The organism is Bartonella sp. OC16QHHD (assembly GCF_042194035.1).
Classification (GTDB): Bacteria; Pseudomonadota; Alphaproteobacteria; order Rhizobiales; family Rhizobiaceae; genus Bartonella.
This window is the reverse complement of the sequence record NZ_JBHIMJ010000062.1, coordinates 73,868-79,867: the sequence shown is the minus strand read 5'-3', so window position 1 is coordinate 79,867 and position 6,000 is coordinate 73,868. Positions and strand designations below refer to the sequence as shown.

3 protein-coding genes are annotated in these 6,000 nt (G+C 37.1%); all 3 read left to right on the top strand.

Annotated elements, in window-relative coordinates:
- Positions 1 to 502 (top strand): autotransporter outer membrane beta-barrel domain-containing protein (locus tag ACFIK1_RS06695; RefSeq protein WP_375662395.1); only part of this gene is annotated, 502 nt, incomplete at its 5' end.
- An 821-nt stretch (positions 503 to 1,323) separates the two neighbouring features.
- Positions 1,324 to 2,049, top strand: coding sequence for a right-handed parallel beta-helix repeat-containing protein (locus ACFIK1_RS06690; protein WP_375662394.1), 726 nt, complete (start codon positions 1,324 to 1,326; stop codon positions 2,047 to 2,049).
- A 44-nt stretch (positions 2,050 to 2,093) separates the two neighbouring features.
- Positions 2,094 to 5,075 carry an autotransporter outer membrane beta-barrel domain-containing protein gene (locus ACFIK1_RS06685; protein WP_375662393.1) on the top strand — a complete coding sequence of 994 codons (2,982 nt, stop codon included), beginning with the start codon at positions 2,094 to 2,096 and terminating at the stop codon, positions 5,073 to 5,075.
- The last annotated feature ends 925 nt before the right edge of the window (positions 5,076 to 6,000 follow it).

The following is a 6,000-nucleotide window of genomic DNA, read 5'->3' as shown; positions in this document are numbered from 1 at the left end:
TATCGCCAATGCCATCAGAGGCAATACCGCGAAGTTGAACGATGCCAAAATGTTAAGTATCTCCACCACTGTTGGCAAAGAGTTTGTAACCGGAATGGAAGGCTTAACCTTTGAGCCACAAGCACAAGTTGCCTATCAACATTTGATGTTTAATACCATTGAAGATGCTGATAATTTTACCGTTGATATGAAAAATCCTTCTCAATGGTTAGTACGCATTGGTGGACGTTTGACAAAAACCATTTCCACTGAAAACAGCCGTCCTATGTCTTTCTATGGAAAAGTAAACTTGATCAAAACTTTTGGTGATGATAGTACCATTCATATTGGCAGAGATTTTGACCTTGATCCTATGGGACCTGCAATTGAAGGCGGCGTTGGCATCAATGCACAACTCTCCCACAATTTCTCGCTTCATGGTGATGTAAGCTATCAACAAAAGCTTCAGAAAACTGGTATAAGTGGTGCAAGCTTTTCAGGTGGTATACGCTATCAGTTTTAAGGAAAGGAAATTCTTCTCGGAACCTCTTATTTTAAGCAGAGCAGCCTGTACCCTACATGAGAAGGAAAGCACATGTACAAGCGTATGAGACTGAAAAAAAAGCGAGCGTTGCTTTCCCGTTCGTTTGCACAGAAAGGTTGCACAACTCTGTATTGTGCAGCTTTTTTAATTTTCTATAATATTATGTAGCCCTTTTGTTGATATTACCTCTTGTAAATAAACCCTGCTTTTCTTTTCTGCTAAAGTCCTTTTTATTCCTTAAAGAAACCTCTTTCTTCTTCATGCAGTAGATGTACTAGCTTTTCTTTAAAGGAATTCCCTTCACCTCTTTACGGAAGAAGATCTGCTGCAAAATACCTTTTTGCGCAGAAAATCCAATCAGGCATAACAAACATAACACAATGCTTTGTACTCAATTTATCTAAAATGCTCAGGAAATCATAAAGAAGAGCTAAAGCTTTATCAATCATAATAAGTATTATTTAAGTATATACATAAATATATTTTAGATATACAGAAAAAATATTAAATTCATTATGTGATTGAAATTATAATAGTTTATATTTAATAATTTGTTTTATAAATTATAAATTACATAGTTATTTACAAAATAAAAAACCATTTAATAAAAATTTATTATAGAATACAAGTAAATAATAATTTTACTATATAAATGTAAAAATAAATAAATTATAAAATTATATAAATACTTTATATAAAAGTTAAAATAATATAACCTCCCGATGAAAATTGTGTGTTCTTTATCCTTTTTATAAGCGGGGAGAGAATATGCGGAGGCTTATAAGTTAAGGAAAATCTTCATGTCTAAAAAATTTTTACTATCCTGTACAGCTGTTGCGACAATCGCGCTGTTTAATGCTCATACTAATGTAAAAGCCGAAAAAATCTTAATGAATTTTCATGGAATAACTGAGGAAGCATCCAACTTCACTGTTGGCGGTATAATAGTGATAAAAGGTAGTGGAATAATTGGAAAAAATTTAGCAATAATTCACGACAGCAAAAACATGGAGGACGACTGGTTGAGCACTGTACGCATTATCGAACCTAATAGCTTTCTTGACTTATCAGAATCAACGATTAAGGCTAAAGAAATCGGTGTGATGGCAACAGACGGTGGTATAATAAAAATGAATGCAGTAGGTATTGTTGCTCCTACAGTAGGCTTATTTCTCGAAGATAGCAAAAGTGATAAAAACAAGCTGAAAAATGTGACAATAACGAGCAGTAAAGATGACTTAATGGAAAAAGGAATAGCTCTTTATAAGGAAAGTAAAGTCATCTTGGAAAACGTAACAGTTACTCAAGCAAAAGTGGGTATAGAAGCGTTGGATAATTCTCAAACAACGGTATCAGGAGGATACTTTAATGCAAAAGAGCATGGAATATACGCTGGTACAGGCTCTACAATTACTTTAAAGAACAATGTTACAGTGTCCTCTGATGAATATGGCCTCAATGCAAATGGTGCACAATCCAAAATCACGATGATTGGGGGAACTGTAACTGGGGAAAAAATGCATTAGTTGCAGCAAATAGTGGATATATTGATGGCATAGATACCACTCTAATGGCAGATGGCAATGGAAAAGGTGCATGGGCTAACGGCCCCAACAGTACAATTGAATTGCATGGCAATACAAAAATTAAAGAAGCTGCAATCGGACTTGAGGCAAAAGACAATGGTATCATCCAAATGACAGGAGGATCTATCACTGTTTCCGAGACAGGGGCTTCTTTTGAAAACAGCAAGAGTGACAACAACAAGTTAGAAAATGTCGTGATAACAAGCAGCAGCGATGATAAACCGATAACCACAGGTGTAAGTGCTGATAAGGAAAGCACGGTTACTTTAAAAAATATCACCGTTAAGAACGCACAAAAGGCTCTCTTGGCTAATGATAATTCCCAAATAACGGTAACGGACGGCGGTTCCTTTGGCGGTGAGGTACAAGCCAAGCAAGGCAGCACAATTACTTTAAATGATAATGTTATAGTAACATCTGAAAATAATGGGCTTCATGCAGATGGTGAACAATCTAAAATCACAATGACTGGAGGAACTGTAAAAGGGCAAAAAAGTGCTCTGTTGACAGAAAATGCCGGATATATTGATGTCACAGATATCACTCTCTCCACAGATAACAAAGGAACTGGCGCAAAATCCATTGGTCCTAACAGCATGATTAATTTGCATGATAATGCAACCATTAAAGAGGCTATCATCGGACTTGAGGCAAAAGACAATGGTATCATCCAAATGACAGGAGGATCTATCACTGTTTCCGAGACAGGGGCTTCTTTTGAAAACAGCAAGAGTGACAACAACAAGTTAGAAAATGTCGTGATAACAAGCAGCAGCGATGATAAACCGATAACCACAGGTGTAAGTGCTGATAAGGAAAGCACGGTTATTTTAAAAAATATCACCGTTAAGAACGCACAAAAGGCTCTCTTGGCTAATGATAATTCCCAAATAACGGTAACGGACGGCGGTTCCTTTGGCGGTGAGGTACAAGCCAAGCAAGGCAGCACAATTACTTTAAATGATAATGTTATAGTAACATCTGAAAATAATGGGCTTCATGCAGATGGTGCACAATCTAAAATCACAATGACTGGAGGAACTGTAAAAGCAAAAGAAGCTGCATTTGTCTTAAAAGATGGCGGATATATTGATGTCACAGATATTTCTGCGAAAGCACAGTGCAATGGGATAAGCATTGATGACTCCAAAAACGATCAGACTTCAAGAATCAACCTGACCAATACAAACCTTTTTGTCGAAGATGGAACGGGTATTGTTGCCAACAATTCATCAAATGGTAAACTCAACCTCAAAGATTCAAAAATCAGTGCCGACAGGTTATTCGTGGGTATAACTCATGATACGCCAAAACCTGATCAAATCTTTACACTCACCGCAGAAAACTCTCTCTTACAGGGGGGAGTAAGAAATGACGGAAACAGCAGAACAACTTTCGATCTCAAAAACGATACAACATGGTTCGTAAACACTAGCACAAAAGAAAAAGATGATGCGGGCAAGTTACTTGATATTGCCCAAAGATCTCATTCTGATGTTTCTATACTTAATCTCGACAATAGTTCCATTGTTTTTCAACAGCCGACAGAAAACCATTATCATACATTGCATATAGGTTCTGGGAAACCAGACACGCAAGCAGTCTACAATGCTTCTGGTGACGCAAAGATTTCTTTTAATGTTGGATCTGTTGAGAGCTCTGATATAATCGATCAAAAAAATGATCGACTTCTGATCCAAGGGGATGTCTTAGGTACAACAACAGTTTATGTTATGAGTGATTTCAAAGATAGCAATAATATAACAGAAGCTTTTCACCCTTCTTCTAATACCAGTGGAGTTTCGCTCATTCAAGTTTCCGGGAAAGCAGATGAAAATTCCTTCAAATTAGCCAATGGTTATATCCAAGCAACTGGTTCACCTTATAAATATAGGCTTACCGCTTATGGACCAACATCCAGCTATGGTGCTGCAAATGAAACACTAAACCTGTTGGGAGAAAATGATAATTTCTGGGATTTCCGTTTGCAGAAATTTATTTTACCACAAGTAGCGAGCTATTTGGCCGTACCTAATGCTCTCTTCTACGCTGGTTTTATCGATATGGCTCAACAAAGTACTCTGTTAGCTGATCTGAGAACAACAGCTATAGGGATCGAAGATAACGTCAAAAAAAATGGATTCTTTCTCTCTTCCTATGGAAGTATCGCAACCCTATCGTCACAACAATATGGCTATAACACAAACATTCGCTATGCTGCTACACAAGCAGGTTTTACAGCTTCTGCACAAAAGAGCCAAAATACAATCCTATATTGGGGTCTTACCGGAACCTATGCTCAATTATCCCTCACCCCCCAAAATATAGAAGGTGCAGACAAGAGTACGCTTAACAAATGGGCAGTCACAGCCTACAGCGGTATAGAGCATAATAGCGGTTTCTACATGGATACACTCTTCTCTTATGGGATCTGGAAAGGAAATATCTCTACAGCCATCGCTAACAGTACCACTAAAGTCGATGATATAAAAATGTTAATTGCCTCAACAACAATAGGTCAAAAATTCACAACGGGTATTAAAGCCCTCACGTTTGAACCCCAGGCACAACTTGTTTACCAGCGTCTAATCTTTAATGCCTTTTCTAATGCTGATAATCTTAAAGTTGATATCGGTGAACCTTATCAATGGTTAGTACGCATTGGTGGACGTTTGACAAAAACTACTACCTCCACAGAAAAGAACCGTGTCATTTCTCTGTATGGAAAAGTGAACTTTCTCAAAACTTTTGGTGATGATGGTAAAGTACAGATTGGCGACACCTTTCCCCTTGATCCTACAGGATCTTCTATTGAAGGTGGGCTTGGCATCAATGCAAAATTGTCTCGCAGTTTAGCCCTCCATGGTGATATAAACTATCGAAAAAAGCTGCAAAAAAACTGGTATATCCGGAACAAACTTTTCAGGAGGGATACGCTATCAGTTTTAAGGAAAGGCTGTAAATAGCCTATTCATTCTATTCAATTTAACAAAAAAGGCAGTATACATACTGCCTTTTTAATCTATGTAAGCTACTATTCTTATCCCCTGAAACTTTTTTCTTTTCTCCTCAATGATCTCCTTCCCTCCTATTTACACGAGTCACGCGGCATATTCATTATCGAATTTGTCTATAAAGCTAAGCAAAGTGTATTTTTAGATAATAAAAAGAAGACTACATTGGAAAAGATAATGATAAAAGAAACTCTCTCTTCATACCTTTTCTATGTTTATCCTCCTGTTTCTTCAATCCATTAGCTTAACACCACCCTGTAAGGATTCATTTATATGTCCATGTACCGTTTTTAGGCAAACCATTTTGACAATGCTTATCCCTCTAATTCCATAAAGTATATTGATTTATAAAGATAATTCTTTGTTTTCCATGTTGAATGAGAGTCCCTAATATCGTAGGATTCTCTCATTTCAAACTTGTTTTATGTTGAATCAATTAAAAATTTTCTTGCACGTTACAAGCAGGGCTGGCGTGTGGAGAAAAGTTATATAAGAAAAGCCTGAGAATTCCTCTCATGAACTGCCTCAAGTGCCAAGGGCTTGTCACAAACATTGGGAGCTGGCAAAGTGTGTGATGGGCTTGCTCTTTTATTAAGCGTAAAGGTATCGGCTTACTCCTTCGTAAGCGTAAAGATGATGGGACTCTATGGCGTTAACGTTATAGCATTCATGACCATCGTAGCAAAATGAGCTTTGGTACCCCTTAAGGAAAAGTCTCTTTTAAAGAAAGCCTGTGAATAGCCCCCTCATCTCTTCTTATAGCAGAAAAAATTTGCTGATCGTTTTGGTTAGTGCATCAAATAATACATCTCAACACTATAGAGCTTTTATAGCGATTATCTTTAATAGACAATTTTTAAATATCATACTTCATAGT